Source organism: Rheinheimera sp. MMS21-TC3 (assembly GCF_032229285.1).
GTDB lineage: Bacteria > Pseudomonadota > Gammaproteobacteria > Enterobacterales > Alteromonadaceae > Alishewanella.
Map to the genome: position 1 here is coordinate 1,033,797 of NZ_CP135084.1, position 16,974 is coordinate 1,050,770.

The 16,974-nt window shown below is 40.6% G+C and carries 18 protein-coding genes; 10 read left to right on the forward strand and 8 right to left on the reverse strand.

What is annotated here, in order from left to right; translation table 11 throughout:
- Positions 1 to 12: 12 nt before the first annotated feature.
- On the reverse strand, positions 13 to 606 hold the full coding sequence (locus RDV63_RS05220) for a LemA family protein (RefSeq protein ID WP_313908450.1): 594 nt from the start codon (positions 604 to 606) through the stop codon (positions 13 to 15).
- Positions 607 to 804: 198 nt separating this feature from the next.
- Here RDV63_RS05220 and glpE point away from each other — a divergent pair, with 198 nt between their 5' ends.
- A complete protein-coding gene (gene glpE / locus RDV63_RS05225; protein WP_313908451.1) occupies positions 805 to 1,143 on the forward strand; it encodes a thiosulfate sulfurtransferase GlpE in 339 nt (112 codons plus the stop codon).
- Entirely contained in the window at positions 1,136 to 1,966 is an 831-nt protein-coding gene (gene glpG / locus RDV63_RS05230; protein WP_313908452.1) for a rhomboid family intramembrane serine protease GlpG, read from the forward strand. Before glpE ends, glpG begins: the two co-directional genes overlap by 8 nt.
- A gap of 18 nt (positions 1,967 to 1,984) precedes the next feature.
- On the opposite strand, the gene RDV63_RS05235 is transcribed toward glpG, so the two are convergent.
- Positions 1,985 to 2,389 carry a flagellar basal body-associated FliL family protein gene (locus tag RDV63_RS05235; protein ID WP_313908453.1) on the reverse strand — a complete coding sequence of 135 codons (405 nt, stop codon included), beginning with the start codon at positions 2,387 to 2,389 and terminating at the stop codon, positions 1,985 to 1,987.
- A gap of 211 nt (positions 2,390 to 2,600) precedes the next feature.
- On the opposite strand from RDV63_RS05235, the gene RDV63_RS05240 reads away from it, so the two are divergent.
- Genes RDV63_RS05240 through RDV63_RS05250 form a run of 3 tightly spaced genes read left to right on the forward strand, consistent with a single transcriptional unit; the run spans position 2,601 to position 4,471 of the window.
- Positions 2,601 to 3,155 carry a chorismate--pyruvate lyase family protein gene (locus RDV63_RS05240; protein ID WP_313908454.1) on the forward strand — a complete coding sequence of 185 codons (555 nt, stop codon included), beginning with the start codon at positions 2,601 to 2,603 and terminating at the stop codon, positions 3,153 to 3,155.
- The gene (gene ubiA / locus RDV63_RS05245) at positions 3,155 to 4,027 is read left to right on the forward strand and encodes a 4-hydroxybenzoate octaprenyltransferase (protein WP_313908455.1); all 873 of its coding nucleotides are present in this window, start codon (positions 3,155 to 3,157) and stop codon (positions 4,025 to 4,027) included. Before RDV63_RS05240 ends, ubiA begins: the two co-directional genes overlap by 1 nt.
- 3 nt (positions 4,028 to 4,030) lie before the next feature.
- A complete protein-coding gene (locus tag RDV63_RS05250; protein ID WP_313908456.1) occupies positions 4,031 to 4,471 on the forward strand; it encodes a DUF192 domain-containing protein in 441 nt (146 codons plus the stop codon).
- 64 nt (positions 4,472 to 4,535) lie between these two features.
- Here RDV63_RS05250 and RDV63_RS05255 read toward each other — a convergent pair whose 3' ends face one another.
- From RDV63_RS05255 to RDV63_RS05275, 5 genes are all read right to left on the reverse strand, one after another.
- Complete coding sequence (locus RDV63_RS05255) at positions 4,536 to 7,649, reverse strand: CusA/CzcA family heavy metal efflux RND transporter (RefSeq protein ID WP_313908457.1); 3,114 nt, start codon at positions 7,647 to 7,649, stop codon at positions 4,536 to 4,538.
- Positions 7,642 to 8,883: an efflux RND transporter periplasmic adaptor subunit gene (locus RDV63_RS05260; protein WP_313908458.1), complete on the reverse strand. Its 1,242-nt coding sequence runs from the start codon at positions 8,881 to 8,883 to the stop codon at positions 7,642 to 7,644. Before RDV63_RS05260 ends, RDV63_RS05255 begins: the two co-directional genes overlap by 8 nt.
- Positions 8,884 to 8,944: 61 nt before the next feature.
- Positions 8,945 to 9,391: a hypothetical protein gene (locus tag RDV63_RS05265; RefSeq protein WP_313908459.1), complete on the reverse strand. Its 447-nt coding sequence runs from the start codon at positions 9,389 to 9,391 to the stop codon at positions 8,945 to 8,947.
- Positions 9,392 to 9,480: 89 nt separating this feature from the next.
- Positions 9,481 to 10,128: a 2OG-Fe(II) oxygenase gene (locus RDV63_RS05270; protein ID WP_313908460.1), complete on the reverse strand. Its 648-nt coding sequence runs from the start codon at positions 10,126 to 10,128 to the stop codon at positions 9,481 to 9,483.
- Positions 10,129 to 10,255: 127 nt separating this feature from the next.
- On the reverse strand, positions 10,256 to 10,846 hold the full coding sequence (locus tag RDV63_RS05275) for a DUF4136 domain-containing protein (RefSeq protein ID WP_313908461.1): 591 nt from the start codon (positions 10,844 to 10,846) through the stop codon (positions 10,256 to 10,258).
- A 361-nt stretch (positions 10,847 to 11,207) separates the two neighbouring features.
- Here RDV63_RS05275 and RDV63_RS05280 point away from each other — a divergent pair, with 361 nt between their 5' ends.
- On the forward strand, positions 11,208 to 12,617 hold the full coding sequence (locus tag RDV63_RS05280; protein WP_313908462.1) for a hypothetical protein: 1,410 nt from the start codon (positions 11,208 to 11,210) through the stop codon (positions 12,615 to 12,617).
- 30 nt (positions 12,618 to 12,647) lie between these two features.
- The gene (locus tag RDV63_RS05285) at positions 12,648 to 13,274 is read left to right on the forward strand and encodes a YjaG family protein (protein ID WP_313908463.1); all 627 of its coding nucleotides are present in this window, start codon (positions 12,648 to 12,650) and stop codon (positions 13,272 to 13,274) included.
- Between the two features lie 7 nt (positions 13,275 to 13,281).
- On the opposite strand, the gene rsmD is transcribed toward RDV63_RS05285, so the two are convergent.
- Positions 13,282 to 13,887 (reverse strand): 16S rRNA (guanine(966)-N(2))-methyltransferase RsmD, encoded by a 606-nt coding sequence (gene rsmD / locus RDV63_RS05290; RefSeq protein WP_313908464.1) that lies wholly within the window; start codon positions 13,885 to 13,887, stop codon positions 13,282 to 13,284.
- Between the two features lie 82 nt (positions 13,888 to 13,969).
- On the opposite strand from rsmD, the gene ftsY reads away from it, so the two are divergent.
- Genes ftsY through ftsX form a run of 3 tightly spaced genes read left to right on the forward strand, consistent with a single transcriptional unit; the run spans position 13,970 to position 16,885 of the window.
- Positions 13,970 to 15,217 carry a signal recognition particle-docking protein FtsY gene (gene ftsY, locus RDV63_RS05295; RefSeq protein WP_313908465.1) on the forward strand — a complete coding sequence of 416 codons (1,248 nt, stop codon included), beginning with the start codon at positions 13,970 to 13,972 and terminating at the stop codon, positions 15,215 to 15,217.
- A gap of 1 nt (position 15,218) precedes the next feature.
- Positions 15,219 to 15,905 (forward strand): cell division ATP-binding protein FtsE, encoded by a 687-nt coding sequence (ftsE, locus tag RDV63_RS05300; RefSeq protein WP_313908466.1) that lies wholly within the window; start codon positions 15,219 to 15,221, stop codon positions 15,903 to 15,905.
- Complete coding sequence (gene ftsX / locus RDV63_RS05305) at positions 15,902 to 16,885, forward strand: permease-like cell division protein FtsX (RefSeq protein WP_313908467.1); 984 nt, start codon at positions 15,902 to 15,904, stop codon at positions 16,883 to 16,885. Before ftsE ends, ftsX begins: the two co-directional genes overlap by 4 nt.
- Positions 16,886 to 16,974 lie beyond the last annotated feature (89 nt).

Here is a 16,974-nt window from a genome sequence, read left to right on the forward strand (position 1 = left end):
ATTGGTTTATTGTTAATTAAAGCTAACTTTAGGTGCAGCTTGAATTTCTGCGCTATCGGCAAATTCAAGTAGTTTAGCATCGTTAGCGTGACCAAAGCTGGCTGCTAATATTACGGCTGGAAAGCTTTGTTTGTAACTATTGTATTCTGTTACGCCATCATTAAAGGCTTGGCGAGCAAAAGCCACTCTGTTTTCAGTACTGGTTAGTTCTTCTGAAAGCTGCATCATGTTTTGGTTAGCTTTTAAGTCAGGGTAAGCTTCCATGACTACATTTAAACGACCCATAGCTTGTTGTAAGGCACCTTCAGCTCCAGCTAGCTCGGTCATGGCATTGGCATCACCTGGATTATTAGAGGCTACTTTAAGGCCAGCCATAGCCGCATTACGCGCCTGAATTACAGCTTCTAACGTATCGCGCTCGTGTGACATATAAGATTTAGCGGTTTCAACTAAATTTGGGATTAAGTCATAACGGCGTTTAAGTTGTACTTCTATTTGAGCAAAGGCATTTTGAAAGCGATTTTTTAATTTAACTAAGTTATTAAAAATACTAATAACCCAGAATATTATTGCTAGCAGTAGACCTAGAATAATTAAGCTTGTCATAGTTACCTCTGTTATTTAATTTTAATTAGTACATTGTTAACGAAAGTTTAAACTTATGTCTAGTGATTCTTGCTTAAAGTTGCCATAAATTTGACTAATTTAGCTTTTAACCTTACCTGGTTTAGGTAATTAAAAATATTACTTGGTTAATATAGCAGGCTTTAGGTTATTATGGTCAGCAAAAATAAAGGAGACAGCATGAGTAACTTTAAGCATATTAGTGTGCAACAAACTGCTGATTTAATGCTACAACAAAACGTGATTATTGCTGATATCCGCGATGAACAGAGTTTTGCTGCCGGCCATATAGCTAATTCACATCATTTAACCGACGGTAGCTTGCATCGTTTTATGCAACAGGTTGAGTTTGAACAGCCGGTTATTGTGGTTTGCTATCATGGCAACTCTAGCCAAGGTGCAGCGCAATATTTAGTTAATCAGGGCTTTGAGCAAGTTTATAGTTTAGATGGCGGCTTTGAAAGCTGGCGTCAGCAGCAACCTTTTACTACAGCTAACGTTTCGGATAAAGATGACTAATTTGCAGTTAACCGTATTTTCAGTATTAAATTCAGCTAAAGCTGCTCAATTGTTTGCTGATTATTGCCAAGCCCAAAATATAGGGGTGCATGTTGAGGTTAAAGCCGCCGACTTAGCCGAGTTATATTGTACAGAGACAGATTTAGCAGCGGCAGAGCGAGAGTTAGCGCGTTTTATGCAACAACCAAAGCATAAACGTTATCAACAAGCTGCTTGGCAATTAAGTAAGCCTAGCGCAGAAAACGCCGCTATTTTACCAAGCATTAATTGGCAACAAGCTTTATTAGTAGCGCCATTAACCTCAGCAGTATTAGTATTATGTTTATTGGTTTATGGCTGGATGCAGCTAGATTGGCCCAGTGCGGCTAAATGGTTGCAGTTAAACCAGCCAAGCCAGTTATGGCGCTGGTTTACGCCTATGCTGCTGCATTTTTCACTCACCCATTTAGTATTTAATTTAGCTTGGTGGTGGTTATTAGGTCGTCAGTTTGAGCGGGTGCTAGGTATTGGCTTGCTGGTTAATTTTACTTTGTCGGTAGCCTTAATCTCTAATGCCGCACAATACTTTTTGGTTGGCCCTAACTTTGGTGGCTTATCTGGCGTAGTTTATGGCTTATTTGGCTACTTTTGGTTGGCGGGTATTATTAACCCTAAGCAAGGTTTGTCTATTAGCTCGGGTTTAGCGGGCTTTTTAGTGTTATGGCTAGTGTTAGGCTTTTTTGACTTGCTATGGGTTAGCATGGCCAATTGGGCGCACTTAGCTGGTTTAGTTACCGGTATGGCTTGGGCACTAATATTACGTAAGCAAAGTGGCCGCCATTAAGTTAATAATTTGCCATTATTACTGGTAAAGATATTTAGTAAACAATACATCGCGCACTACGTCTTTACCGGTTTCGTCTTGCATTCTTTTTTGTATTTTATATAAAACTTCTTTGCGGATTTCTTCGCGGCCAAGTAATGATTTTATGGTCGTTTCTGGCTGTTGGCTAAAGGTGTCAATAATCGTATCTAAAATTAAAGGTTCATGATGCTCAGCTAGAGGTAAATAGCTTTTATTATCTAACATTAGTTCTACTACAACACGAATAAAGCCGACAGAGCGCCGATTGGTAGAGATATAGTTAGTGACAATATCGCTGTCAAAACCGTAATAGATAATTTCTGGTTTTGTTTCATTTGCAGCCACTGCAGGTATTGAAAAACTTAGCGCAAATAATAGATAAGCTAGAAAATGTTTAGGCATAAGGTTCACTTTTAAGGGTTTAAGTTCAGCAATATTGGCTGTTACCATAACGATTTAGATGTATTTTAACAGTTTAAAGAGGAATTGCTATTAGCATAATGTATTGGCCTAATCCCAAGTTAGATAAAATACTAAGCCGTTATGATAGCTGAAAAGCTCACTGTAACTTGTTATTATATTGCCAGTATATATTTTTAGATGATAATTATTTGTGCCTACGCCTGTTATTTCTTTGCAAGCTGACTGGTCAGTTGCAAACAGTCTTGAATTACCCGCAGCAATAGCGCCTTGGCTATTGGAAGTGGCTTCACTAACCGCACGTTTAAAGCGGCATTGTCAGCACTTTAAACTTCAGGTGTTGCATGAAAGCTTGCAACCTTTGCCATCTTTTTTACAGCCATTATTAGCAACTAGTTGCTCAGCATTATTGCGAGAAGTAATTTTATACTGTGACGATTTACCTTGTGTTTATGCCCAAAGCTGGTTACCTAAAACAACCCTAGATACTTTGCAGCCCTTAGCTAGTATGGGGCAGAGACCTTTAGGTGACTATATTTTTAGGCAGGATAATTTATATCGTGGTGAGATTGAAGCTTGCCAGCTAGATATTAGCTTAGAGCAAGTTGCTAATGGTAGCAGTCAATACTGCTGGGCTAGGCGGTCGGTATTTGAATTGCAACAGCAGCCTTTTTTGGTTGCTGAGGTGTTTTTACCCGCCATTTTGCAGTTGAAACTTGCTGAACATAATTTAACGAGAGCGCAATAATGCAGTGGCAATTAACCAAACAGCATTGGTCAGATTACTTACAGTTAATGCGCTTAGACAAGCCAATAGGTACTTATTTACTGCTATGGCCGACTTGGTGGGCTTTATGGATAGCGGCTGAAGGCGTGCCGCCGTTAGGTCTTTTAATTGTTTTTACCTTAGGCGTAATATTAATGCGTGCCGCAGGTTGCGTGATTAATGATTTTGCTGATCGTAAAGTAGATGGCGCTGTAGCTAGAACAAAACATCGCCCCTTAGCTGCCAAGCGGGTTAGTAGTGTTGAAGCTATTCAATTGTTTGTTGTGTTAGTGCTAGCAGCAGCAAGCTTACTTATTTTTTTAAATTGGCAAACGGTTTTATTGTCGGTGGTGGCTTTAGGCTTGGCGGTGGCTTATCCGTTTATGAAGCGTTATACCCATTTGCCGCAACTAGTATTAGGGGCTGCTTTTAGTTGGGGCATGCCTATGGCGTTTATGGCCTTACAATTACAATTGCCGTTAATAGTGTGGCTGTTATACGCTGCCAATTTGTTTTGGACTGTGGCTTATGACACTTATTATGCGCTGGTAGATAAACCGGATGATTTAAAAACCGGTATTAAATCTACAGCTATTTTATTTGGCAAACAGGTATTTTTAATTATAGGCTTGCTGCAATTAGCTACCTTAGTTTTATTGTTGTTGGTAGGCTATTTAGCGCAATTGCATGGGATTTTTTATATTAGCTTAATAGCGGTGGCTGTCTGTTTTGGCTATCAGCATGTTATTGCCAAAAAAAGCTTAGCCGGCTGTTTTAGCGCTTTTTTACATAATCACTATGTGGGTATGCTAGTTTTTATTGGTATAGCCCTAAGTTATTTGCTGCAAGGGTAAGGTATGAATAAAAGATTACTGTTGGCATGGCTGTTGTTAATAAGCTCTGCTGCTTGTGCGTCAAAACCGACAGAACAAGAGGCTAGGCGACTGTTTTCATTACAAACCCTTAATATTGGCGATATTAATATTGTAGTGCAAGTGGCTGATACAGCTAAGAAACGAGCGCAAGGCTTAATGTTTCAGCAAACGGCTAAACCAGGCATGTTATTACTTTATCAGCAGCCTGCGGCTATTAGTTTATGGATGCGCAATACAACTATGCCATTAGATGTGGCTTTTATTGGCCCAGATTGGACTATTTTACATATTGAACAGCTAGTGCCTTTAGATGAAACCCCAGTAGCGGCAAAAACTGCGGTTATTGCTGCGTTAGAAATGCCGCAAGGTTGGTTTGCGGCAAAACAGATTAAGCCTGGTGCCCAAGTGCAATTGCTCGATTAAGCTGTTTAAGCTTATCGAGCAACTGAAATTCACTTCCTGATTATAAAAGTTACTTTATTAACTGTTAGCAACTTTTATATTGTTTGCGCTGTAATAAAAAGTACAACACAGGCAGTAATAACATCGAAATTAACGGCGCTGCTATCATGCCGCCTAACATAGGTGCGGCTATGCGTTGCATCACTTCATTACCTGCACCTGAACCGAGCATTATAGGCAATAAACTTACTATAATAGTTAGTACTGTCATGGCTTTGGGTCGCACTCTTTGCACGGCTCCTTGCATAATAGCTTGCCATAATTGTTGTTCATTACTCGGTTTTAACTCAGCGATGGCGCGTTTTAAATACAACAGCATAACAACAGCAAACTCAGCAGCGACGCCACTTAAGGCTATTAAACCCACAGCAACGGCTACCGATAATTGATAATCCAGTAAATACAATAGCCATAAGCTACCGCTTAAAGCTAAAGGTAAGGTTATAAGGACTAAGATCACATCGGTTAAGTTTTTAAAGGTGAGGTATAGCAACATCATAATAATAAGCAAAGTGACCGGAACCAGCTGTTGCAAACGTTGTTGGGCGCGTTGCATATATTCGTATTGACCACCGATAGTTACGCTGATTTGTGCCGGATAAGTATTATTGGCAATCAGTTGCTCTAGTTGGTTTAAATAGTCGCCTAAATGGGTATCGCTAGTTAAATCGACATAAATCCAGTTAGTTAGCCTTGCGTTTTCTGAGCTAATCATAACAGGGCCATTAATTAACTCTACCTTTGCGACTTGCTCCAATAAGACATAAGCGCCATCACGACTTTGCAAGGGCAGCTTACGAATTTGCTTGGGATCACTGCGTTGATCGCGGGCAAAGCGCAAACTAATATCGTAGCTTTCGCGGCCTTGGATACTGGTAGCTATAGGTGCGCCGCCTATAGCAAAACGTACATAGTCGTGTAGCTCGGCTAAGGTAATGCCATAACGACCTAACTGACTAATATTAGGCTCTATCTGTAAATACAAACCGCGCTGGGCACGTTCGGCATAAACAGAGCGGCTGCCGTCTAAAGTTTTTATTTTTTGCTCTAATTCTGTAGCAACTTGTTGAATACTAGTTAAATCTGGTCCTGTTACCTTTACGCCTATAGGCGTGCGAACCCCAGTTGATAACATATCTATGCGGGTTTTGATGGGCGGTAACCAAGCGTTAGTTAAACCAGGCACCTGCACCTTAGCATCAAGTTCAGCAATAATATCGTCTAAAGTTATGCCAGGTCGCCACTCTGTTTGCGGTTTTAGTCGAATGCTGGTTTCAAACATAGTCAAAGGTGCGGGATCGGTTGCGGTATTTGCGCGGCCACTTTTACCCAAGACGACAGCTACCTCTGGTACGGTTTTTATTAAGCGGTCAGTTTGCTGCAATAACTTAGCTGCTGTAGCTGGGCTAATACCTGGTAAGGTTGTGGGCATATACAACAAATCACCTTCGGCGAAGTCTGGCATAAACTCGCTAGATAAGTTTTGCCAAGGCATTAAGCTACTAGCAAAGGCAATAATAGACAACAGCACTAGGGTTTTAGGAAAGCGTAGACACAGTTTTAATACGGGCTGATATAAGGCGATAAGCCAGCGATTAAGTGGGTTTTTCTGCTCGCTAGGTATGTTGCCGCGCAATAAATACAGCATTAATACTGGCACTAAGGTGATTGCTAAGATAGCTGCCGCGGCCATAGCGAAGGTTTTAGTAAAAGCTAAAGGTGTAAATAGGCGCCCTTCTTGAGCTTCTAAAAAAAACACTGGCATAAAGCTGACGGTAATAACTAAAAGGGAGAAAAACAGCGCAGGGCCAACATCAGTACAGGCAGAGCTAATAACTTGACGATAAACACTAGGGCTGAGTGACGGTTGATGCTTTTTGGCTTGCTCGAGTTGTTTGTGAGCATGCTCTACCATAACAATAGCGGCATCAACTAGCGCCCCTATGGCAATAGCTATACCGCCTAAACTCATTACGTTGGCATTAATATTAAGCATGTTCATTAACAAAATACTGCTTAATAAGGCCAAGGGTAAACTAATAACAGCAACTAGCGCTGAGCGAAAATGCAATAAAAACAGCACACAAATAATTGCTACTACGACCATTTCTTCTAGCAGTTTTTCGCTAAGATTACTTACGGTAGCTTCAATTAACTCAGAGCGATCGTAGACGGTAATAATTTCAACGCCTTTAGGTAGGCCAGTGCTTAATTGTTGTAGCTTCTGTTTTACTGCGTCTATTGTATTTAGCGCGTTTTCACCATGGCGCATAACAATAATGCCTGCGACAACTTCACCCTCGCCATTTAACTCGGCAATTCCCCGCCGTGCCGCTGGCACAACTTGTACTGTACCAATATCGGCCAGAGTTAAGGCTAAATCGGCCTTATTGCGTATACCTAGCGGGACTTTAGCTAAGTCTTGGCTTGACTGGATATAGCCGCTGCTTTGAATTAACAACTCGGTTTCGGCTACTTCTATAATGCCACCACCAACTTGTTGGTTATGGCTTTTAACCGCGGCTATCACATCGGCTAGGGTTAAGTTGTAAGCGCGCATTAAGCGAGGTTGTATTTCTAATTGGTAGGTTTTAGCCATACCGCCAATACTGGCCACTTCTGAAACACCATTGACACTTTGCAGTTCAGGGCCTAAGTAAAATTTTTGCAAGCTAGTGAGCTGCTCTAAGGAATGCTGCCCCGTACGGTCAACTAAGGCATACTGAAACACCCAGCCGACACCACTGGCATCTGGGCCTAAGGTAGCAGTAGCACCTTGTGGTAGGGTGACGGTTTGTAAATATTCTAATACCCTAGAGCGCGCCCAGTAGGGGTCGGTGCCATCAGCAAAAATTACATATAAGTAACTGTCGCCTGCCATAGAGTAGCTACGTACGGCTTTGGCTTTAGGCACAGCTAATAAAGCTGTGGCCAGAGGATAACTAACTTGTTGCTCAATTAACTCTGGAGTTTGTCCTGGGTAGCTGGTTTTAATAATAACTTGGACATCAGATAAATCGGGTAAGGCATCTAACTTAATTTGTTGGCTTGCTTGCCAGCCAAATAACACTAAGGCTAAGCTACAAAGTAAAATTAATACTGGGTTTTTAAGTGACCAGCGAATAATAAAGTTAATCATGGCCACTTGCTCCATGCTGATGCGCATCAGTGGCAGTAGAGCTAGGCAATTGGCTTAAACTTGCTTCAGCATCTAGTAAAAATTGGCCAGAAATGACTACAGTTTCGCCCTCATGCAAGCCACTGCGTATTTCTACAAATTGCTGCGCGGTATGGCCAGTTTCTACTTCACGGACACTAAACTCTTGGCCAGATTGAACAATAACTCGGCTAGCTGTTGGTGAAAGCATAACCGCTTGTTGGGGTACAGTTAATACATTAGGCAAAGCACCGCCATATAACCTTACGGGTAACACCATATTGGGTTGTAATTGCAGCTGTTTATTTTCTATGGGCAGCCTAGCTTGGCTAGTACGGCTAATGCCATCTACGGCGGGGTAAATAAAAGCAACAGAGGTTTCAATGCCTTTACGTTGCAAAGCAGGCACATCAACTTCAGCAGCCATACCTAAGCGTAACCAAGTCTGCTGACTTTCAGGTACGTCGGCAATGACCCAGAGGTGTTGGCCGTTAGTGATCTCTATTAAAGTGTCGCTAGGTTTGATAAACATACCATCACGGATATTAAGTTGGGTGACTACACCATCTTGCTGTGCATAAACCGTTATAAGATATAAACTTTTTTTGCTTTGTTTTAAGCTGGCTATTTGTTGATCGGTTAAGCCTAATAGGCGTAAACGGGTTTCGGCTCGTTGTAATAAGCTGCTACCGGTATTGCTGTCGCGCTCTATAACAGATAAGGCTTGCAAGTAGTCATCTTGGGCGACTAATAAGTCTGGTGCATAATAGCTAAACAGCTTATCGCCAGCTTGTACTTTTTGGCCTAAGCTGCGCACATATAAATGTTCAATCCAGCCTTCAGCGCGGATATGGCTATGGTGGATGGCATCTTCTGCGTATTGCACTTGGCCAAAGGTTTCAATAAAGCGCCATAATTTACGTTTAGTCGCAGTGGCAGTACGAATACCTAGGGCTTGCTGCATGTCACCTGAGACAGTTACGCTGGCGCTATTGGCTGCAGAGTTAGGTTTTTTTTCCACTAAGGCCATACCACAAATTGGGCAGGTACCAGCATGGTCTTGCTGAATATGCGGGTGCATAGGGCAAGCAAATATTGGCGCAGCTTGTTGTAAGGTTACAGGGTTTAATAGATTAGAGCTGATACTGGCTTGATTTGCCGAAACAAAGAATGAGCAAATTAGCAAAAAAGTAAAAATTAAGCTGAAGAAACGCATAAGTATGATCCTGATAAATACTAAAATGGCTAGAAAATCTAGCGTAAAATTAGAATGTTAATCAGGCATTTATAGGCGGTGGCGGATCGTTAAAAAATAACCAAGTAGGTAAAGTTGCTATAGCGTTATTGCTGGCCATAGATATAGCAATATAGTTAAATAAAGTGGTATTAAGTAAGGCTGTACTTACTGCACAGTGCTGAGCACAACAGCCTTTATCACAATCGCTATCATTACAGATTTTATCTTGCATGCAGCAGTCATGGTTTTGGTCAGTGATATTGGGCGCTGTGGTTGAGGCTGCTAAGCTATGACAAGGTGTTGCTGAACTTGCTTGTTCAGTGCTAACTAGTTCGCTATGGGATAGGTGAGTGTTAATTACTTTAATTTTAGCTGGTTTGCTGTTGGTTAAGCTTAGTGCTGTTTTACCATGGGCTAAAGCCACCGATCCGGTAAAGCTGGATAGTGTTAAGCAAATTAAAATTAGATAGCTAATTAGTGTACGCATTGGCGCTTATAATAAGCGCTTAAGCAGTTATTGCAAAGACAATTTTATCCAGTTGGGATAGATACTGAATAAAAAAAACAGATGAAAATTTAATTGGCAGGGTCAAGTACGCCATTAATGTTCGCATTTTTACGAAACCAGCCAGCAATACTAAAACGCGGATCTTGTGCAGGTAAAACCTCATGAGGAAAACGTTCGCTTTCAAATAATAATAAGCTTCCAGCTGTGGGGGTAATAGTTTGGATTAGCTTGTCTGTCTCATCATATAAGGCTAGCTGGCCGCCTTTTTCTACCGTATTTAGGTAACTGACGGTGGTTAAGACTCTATTGGTCCGGCCTTTAAAGGCATCTAGATGCTTTTTATAAAAATCACCTTGCTGATAACGAGCAAAATGACATTCAAAATCAAATAGCCCTAAAAAGCACTGGCGGTTAAGCGCAAGTTGTAATTCGGCCATGAGTTGTAAATATGCTTGCTGAGCTGGTGTTGTTGCGTCAAACCATTGGGTAGCATCACGGCGAATCTGTTGGTTAAGTTGATGGGCGGTGTTACGGCCAATACCAGCTAAGGTTAAATCTGCTTCGTATTGGGCTTCATGTAATAAAGCTGCATTAAGTGAGTCAGTTAGAAACTGGGGTAATAATACCCAGCCATCTTGATAAAAGCGTTGTATTAAGAAGGCAAAAGGTGTGGCTTTATAGGTTACGGAGTCGGTACCAACAACAAAAGTAGTCATAGTAAATTAAACCTCGGAGAAAGCCCTAGCCAGCGCTGATTAATACTATCAGCCGCAGTTTCTAAACAAAGCGCTAAACTTAATGATTAGCGCTTTAGTTAGAACCGAGGTAGAGAGTTGCTTAAACTTATTTCACCGGCTGCGGATAAGTTGGATACTGTTGCATAATTAAGTTTACCACTTTATTAACGGCTTGCTGAGGATGTTGTAAATCTGACTTTTTTAAAGTGCCCTCAGATATACCTTCCCAAATTAACTGTTTTTGTTTGGCGTCAATAATATCAATATTTACTGTGCCTACTTTATAATTAATGGTATCAACTTCTGTTGTATATATTGGGAAACCGGCATAAACACCACGCCGATAATTATAGTAGCCGTAATTAAAGCTAGCACTTGGCGTAGATCGCACCTCAGTGCGGTGTTGAATATTTGAGTTGAAGTTAACTAGCAAGTCAGGGTTTTGCTCTGTATATTGATAGCCAGCTTTTTTCATTTCATTGCTAATGGCGGCTTTAAAATTTTGGGTAACGATAGTGGTGTAACCTGCTTTGTCAGTTGCAAGCTGATCTATAAAGCCAAAAGTTTTATAGCTGCTAAAATTAGTACCAAGAACCGAATCTGAGCGCACTTGCGGGCCGGATGAACAAGCTGCTAGTGTTAACAGTATTGCAGCACTAAACAGAGCAGTAATACGTTTTCGATTAATGTTCAGCATAATATTGTCCTTTAATTGTGGAGCCTAGATGCAGGTTGAGTTAAAAACATCAAGAGCATACTATACTATGTAAAGCATCATGAACCGGGGCTTAAACAAGATAATTTGCTTTATTAATGCTAGAGTATAAGCGTATAATTTAATCAAGTGCAACCTAAGTAGCTGTTTTAATTTATATTAGTGTAATTGTTTGCCAGATATATTATTAGCGTTAGCTATCAGAGGGAACTCATATTACACTAAAGCAAGGTGCTTAGTTGCCCAAGTAATAATTTAAACGTTGCTAATTGTAGCTTGTTTAAAGATAAGACAGCTAGAACAACAACGATGTATTGTTATAGCCTAAGTAAAACGAGAGCTGATGATGACTGCCGTGAATAAAAATCAAAATAAAAATAAAAATCCGCAACGTATCGCTGAGTTGTCTCAAGCTGTGCAGCAGAGTTTGCAAGCCAGTATTGAGGACTTCTCTCGTCAGCTGCTGGAGATGCAACAAGAATCTATCCAGCAGTTTGCTACTGAAGTATTAGCTGACACAGACAGTCAGTGGCAAAAGCGTTTAAATGAACAAGAACAAGCTTATCAGAAGCTGTTTAAAGAATGGCAACAAGCAAAACAGTTATTGCAGCAGCAAGGTGGCGCTCAAACTGCAGATAATGGAACTGCCGTTAAAGAGTTGCAACAAGCCAAGCAAGAGCTAACTAACCGCTTAACTGAAGTAGAATCTGAATTGACTGCTACAATGCGGCAATTAGTCGCCGAGCAGCATCAATATCAAGAGTTAGAGCAAGAACAGTTAGTGAAAATGCAGCAATTAGAGCAAAAAATAGCCGAGTTGCAGACTAAGCAAGGAGCCGCTAATCAAGCTGAAGCAGAGCAAGAGAAAGCCGTTGCCCATGATTTAAAGCTTGCATTACAACAAGCTAAAACTGAACTTAAACTGTTACAAACTCAGCAACAAAATCAACTAACTGGTCAGCAAGAGCTACATGCCCAATTTGAACAAGATATTGCCCAACTGCAGCAACAGCATGATGAAAGAGTGCATCAGTTAAAACATCAGCATGAGGTAGAGCTGCAATCTACTAAGCAACAGATTGAACAACTTGAAGCAGCAGCACAACAAGCTGGGCAACAGCATCAAAAACAACTTGAACAGTTAAAAGCGCAGCAGAGCCAGCAATTAGAGTCGACACAAGAGCAGTTAAGTCAGCTAGAAGAGTCGTTGTTAGAAGCTAAGCAGCATATTAGTGCTCAAGAACAAGCCCAGGAAGATAAGTTACATACTATTGCTAAGCTGCAACAAGAAATACAAGATCGCAGTAAAACAGTAGAGCTACAACAGGAAAAAATTCAACAGCAACATCAGTCGCTGCAAAGTGCAAACGAGGATATGGCTGCACTACAACAACAATTAGAAGAAGCTTTGTCCTTACAACAGCAATATTTAGATGAAAATGCAGAGTTGGGCTCAGAGTTAACTCAGTTACAAGCTCGCTATGTTGATGTGTTTGAACAACAAAAAACACAAGAGTCACGCCAGCAAAAGCTTGAAGCTCAACTAGAGCACGCGCAAAATAGACAATATGCTGCAGAAGAAAAGCAGCATGCTGATGCAGATAGCAGTAGAGAAATTATCCGTACTTTACGGATGGAGCTAAAAGAGCAAGAAGAGCAGCAGAAGCAAGTGGTACAAGAAATGGAAGAGCGTATCATGGAGTTTAAACTGAAGTTCGAATATGCCCAAAAACAATTACAAGTACCGAGTTAATAGCCGATACCCGTTTTACTCAGGATTTAAATGAAACCAAAAGCGAATAACTTTCAAGCAATGCGCGAGCTAAGCTTTTATCAGCAAGCGGCGATAGCCGCTACTTTACTAGAGCGGATGCTACCTAATTATCAATTGTTTTCTGAGGTAACTAAAACTGGAGATCCTGTATTACCAAGGCATATATTAACTTTAATATGGGAATGGTTAACGGTTAAAAAAGCCAAAATTAACTTTGAAAAGCTAGCCGCTGATCTAGAGCTAATAACACCTGAAGTAAACCAGTTTGATATTTTTGGGGTTTATCCAGCTGTAGACAGTTTAACGGCGTTAGATATCATGCTAAATGGTATTGCTCAGCAAGAGGGCGCTGCTTTTATAGATGTAGCCAAAATATCTCAAGCTACAGTGGCTCGTTTAATTGAGTATGAAACGGCTGAGCTGGAGATAAGTAGCGAAGCTGAACTGAAAAAGCTAGTGCGTGAACATCCGCTAATGCAATATGAAATGGATTGCTTAGCAGAACTAATTAGTTTAGTGCAGCCAATTCAGCGTTTTGACCGTGAGCAGCGTCAGCTGTTACAAGCTTGGGTAAAAGAGCAGGGTTTAACGAATTTGGGTATGGAGTTAACTGAATCCAGCCTAGAGGCTAGCTAGCGTAAAGCTAGCTATGGTTTTGCCGCTGGTATAGGCGATATGCCAGTTGGCCAGCTTGTTGGTGTTTTATTAATAACCAATTGCTGGGAATAAGCTGAATATTTAATTCTTTTTCTACTTCTAAATAAATAAAGGCATTATCTGCCAACCAGCCGTTTGTTTCTAAAGCTTGGCAGCATGCTATGGCTAAGTTTTTATGAAAGGGTGGGTCAATAAAAGCAATGTCGTACTTTTTAATAGCCGTTTTAGCTAACACTGTTAAGCAGTCTTGATTAATCACTTCAGCATTGCTACAACTTAAGCGTTGTAAGTTTTGTTTTAAATGTGCTGCTAGTTTTCTATCCCGTTCAATTAAACTGGCATAGTTTGCATGTCGCGATAAGGCCTCAATAGCTAAACTGCCACTGCCAGCAAAGCAATCTAATACTATAGCACCATCTATATGCAGCATTAACCAGTTAAATAAGGTTTCTTTAACTCTGTCAGGAGTTGGCCTTAAGCCTTCTGCATCAAAGACAGGCAGTTTACGACCACGCCACTTACCACTGATCACTCTAACATCGCCAGGTGCTTTATTTGTTGCTGTTTGTTGCTTTGCTTTTGCTTGTTTCATCGATTCCATTTTGCCTTTAACGCAAAGGTGTTAGTATAGCAGCTAAGTTTACCTTAATTTTTATTTGTATACACTTGAGCTTATGAGCAAAAAAAATAAACTGTTTTCTTGGCTAGGCCTTGGCAAAAATAAATCGACTGACGCTAGTGCACCAGAAACGCTAGCAACAGAGCAAATTAATCATTCTGAACAAGATGTTCAATCAGATGCTGTTGCAGCAACAACGGCTAACTTAGCTGTAGCAACAGAAGAGAGTAGCAGGCAAAATACTGAGCAGTTAGTTGCTCAAGATGCAGTTACTAATGAACCAGTAAAAGCCCCTGTAAGCGCTAGTGAGCCGGTTGTAACAGAGCCTGTTAGTCTAGAGCCTGAGGTTGCAGTGACTCCGCCTGAAGCCCCTGCTAAAAAAGTGGGTTTCTTTGCCCGTCTAAAACAAGGCTTAGCAAAAACTAGCCAGAATTTAGGGGCCGGTTTAGCTGGTTTGTTTACTGGCCGTAAAATTGATGAAGAGTTATACGAAGAGCTAGAAACGCAATTGCTGTTAGCGGATATAGGGGTAGAGACAACCCAAAAGCTAATTGGTCAACTAGAACAGCATGCAGATCGTAAGTCATTAAAAGATGCCACCTTATTATTTGATAAATTACAGCAAGATATGGCGGTGTTGCTGCAAGAAGTAGAACAACCTTTAGTACCAAAATGTGATACTGGCCCTTTTGTTATTTTAATGATAGGGGTAAATGGCGTGGGTAAAACTACTACTATCGGTAAAATGGCACAGCAATATAAGCAACAAGGCAAAAGTGTGATGTTAGCTGCAGGTGATACCTTTAGAGCTGCTGCCGTTGAACAATTACAAGTATGGGGCGAACGGAATAATATTCCTGTTATTGCTCAGCATACAGGGGCTGATAGTGCGTCGGTGATTTTTGATGCCTATCAAGCAGCTAAAGCACGTAAAGTAGATGTGTTGATTGCCGATACGGCAGGCCGGCTGCAAAATAAAGCCCATTTAATGGAAGAGCTAAAGAAAATTGTTAGAGTATTGCAAAAAATAGAGCCTAAGGCCCCCCATGAAGTGATGCTAACCTTAGATGCGGGTACAGGACAAAATGCATTAAGCCAAGCAAAAGTATTTAATGAAGCAGTACCTCTAACGGGCATTAGTTTAACTAAGCTAGACGGTACAGCTAAAGGCGGTGTTATTTTTGCTGTTGCGGATAAATTTAATGTACCCATTCGTTACATAGGTGTGGGTGAAGGCATTGAAGATTTGCGTGAGTTTAATAGCAAAGACTTTATTCAAGCCTTATTTAACCGAGATCTCTAATATGTTGCAGTTTGATCAGGTAAGTAAAAGTTATCCAGGTGGCTTTGTAGCCTTGGATCGCGTTAGCTTTAAATTAGAGCGAGGCGAAATGGCATTTTTAACCGGCCATTCTGGTGCAGGTAAAAGTACCTTATTAAAACTTATTAGCTTGATTGAACGACCATCAGTAGGGCAAGTATTAATTAATGATGTTGATTTAAGCCGTATTCGCCGTGCACATATTCCTTTTGTGCGCAGAGATATTGGTATTATATTTCAAAACCACCGCTTATTAATGAATCATACCGTGTTTGATAATGTAGCTTTACCATTAATAATAGAAGGTTTTAGCGGTAAAGATATGGTTAAGCGCGTTCATGCTGCTTTAGATAAAGTAGGCCTGTTAGATAAAGTACGTTGTTTACCGCAAACTTTGTCTGGTGGAGAGCAGCAACGGGTAGGTATAGCTCGTGCTGTGGTTAATAAGCCGCCATTATTATTAGCTGATGAGCCAACTGGTAATCTTGATCCTGAGTTATCTAAAGAAATTTTACGGGTGTTTGAGGCCTTTAATCAGGTTGGAGTGTCGGTATTAGTGGCTACCCATGATTTAGGGCTAGTGGCGCGAAAAAAATACCGTACTCTTACATTGAAGCAAGGCAAGATGATCAATGACGGTTTATTACATACCGAGGATGCGCCTATATGAGTATGCTGTTTACAGGGCGAGCAACTAGTGGGGCCTCATCACGAAAAGTCGGCTTAGTTCGGCGTTTTATTATGTTTTGGTTAGATCACTTTCGCCAAGCGTTATTTAGTTTAGGCGAGCTCTGGCGTACACCATCGGCATCAATTTTAACCATTGCTGTTCTAGGGGTTAGCCTAACCTTACCTACAACCTTACATTTGTTGGTTAAAAACGTACAACAAATTAGCGATAGCTTTACCGAAGCGGCAGAGATTAGCTTATTTATTAAAGAGGGCAGTACTGAAACGCAAATTGCTAGTTTGGTTCATATTTTACAAGCAGATAAAGATATAGCCCGAGTTAGTTGGATTAATAAACAACAAGCCTTGGCTGAATTTTCGCAAGTATCTGGTTTTGGCACTGCTTTATCATTATTAAGCGATAATCCACTACCCGATGTGCTATTAGTTTTACCGCAAAATACTGCCGCAGAACAGGCTAAACAACTGTTAACTCGATTACAAAATGAAGCCTTAGTAGAGACGGGTAAATTAGATATTGATTGGTTAACTAGGCTGGATGCTATTGTTAGCTTATTACGTCAAGCAGTATTAGTTATTGCCTTATTACTATTAAGTGCAGTGTTATTAATTATTGGTAATACGATTCGTTTATCTATAATGAATAAAAAAGATGAAATAGAAGTTATGAAGTTAGTAGGTGCTACTGATGCATTTATCCAAAGACCTTTTTTATATAGCGGCGTTTGGTTTGGTGTTTTTGGCGGCCTATTATCATACTTAATTGTTGAAGTTATGCTGCTGTGGCTGCAAAGTGCTATAGGTAGCCTAACATCCTTATACCAGAGTCAATTTCAATTAATGTCATTAAGTTTAAGTGAGTTTATTAGTTTAATGCTAATAGCTGTTATCTTAGGCTTGTCTGGTTCTTATATCTCAGTTCGCCGTCATATCAGTGCCATAGAGCCGACAGGCCCTTAATAACGCTTTATAATTAAAAATTTATTCTTAATAACGAGTAAATATTAAAATAATTGAAACTTATATTAGCACTCTAAGTCAAAGAGTGC